This window comes from Haemophilus sp. SZY H56 (assembly GCF_054332415.1).
On record NZ_JBTGNX010000035.1, the window covers coordinates 1 to 1,090 of the forward strand.

1 protein-coding gene is annotated in these 1,090 nt (G+C 36.8%); it reads left to right on the forward strand.

Features of this window, described 5'->3' with window-relative positions:
- Nucleotides 1–1,012 (forward strand): Fic family protein (locus ACXVWP_RS11080; RefSeq protein WP_289902541.1); only part of this gene is annotated, 1,012 nt, incomplete at its 5' end.
- Nucleotides 1,013–1,090: the final 78 nt, after the last annotated feature.

Below are 1,090 nucleotides of genomic sequence, written 5' to 3' on the forward strand. Positions count from 1 at the left end.
GTTAAGCCAAAGCGAGCAGAATAGATTCTTGTTAAAATCACTCATTATGGAAGAGGCGATAACGTCCGCACAACTTGAGGGGGCGGTAACTACGCGTAAAGTAGCTAAAGAAATGCTAGAGAAAGCGCGGAAACCAAGCAATAAAGATGAAATGATGATTGCCAATAACTACCACTTAATGAAACAAGCGATCGCATTAAAAAACACCCCGCTTTCAATGGAAATGATTTTAAAGCTTCACAGGACAGCAACACTACAAGCAATAGAAAATAATGCAATAGCGGGCGAATTAAGGGGGGATGATGAAATCTTTATTGCAGATTATGACGGAAATATCATTTATCAACCGCCTAAATCAACAGATTTACCCAATTTAATGCAATCCCTTTGTGATTTTGCTAACACCAATCACAACGGCATAGATGCAGAATTTATTCATCCCGTAATTAAAGCAATGATACTTCATTTTCTTGTTGGATTTATCCACCCTTTCGGAGATGGTAACGGCAGAACCGCACGTGCCTTGTTTTATTGGTTTATGCTAAAAAATGGCTACTGGTTGTTTGAATATATTTCTATCAGTCGGTTACTGAAAGAAGCACCAGCTAAGTATGCGCGCGCATATCTGTACACAGAAACTGACGATTTAGATTTAACTTATTTTCTTTACTATCAAGCGGAAATTATTCAAAGAGCAATTACCGATTTAGAAAAATATATCAGTGATAAACAAAACAATTTCAAAGCCTTTAGTGCTGCTATTGCACAATTTACAACAAGCGTTACACCTAAACTAAATGATAGACAAGTGCAGCTACTACAAAAAGCATCAAAAGAAACGGGGGCTATTTTTACAGCTAAGGAAATAAGTAGAGAGTATGACATAACCGAAAACACCGCACGAAAAGATTTGAAACGCCTTGCTGATTTAAATCTATTTGGGCAATTAAAAAATGGGAATCAGATAGGCTACATTACGCCTAGCGACTTATTAGCACGCTTAAAAAAATAGAATAATTAATCAAGGATAAATAAAGGCTTGATGCAGTACATTGAGCCTTTTTTATTGAGTTTTGTCATCAGTACGCGC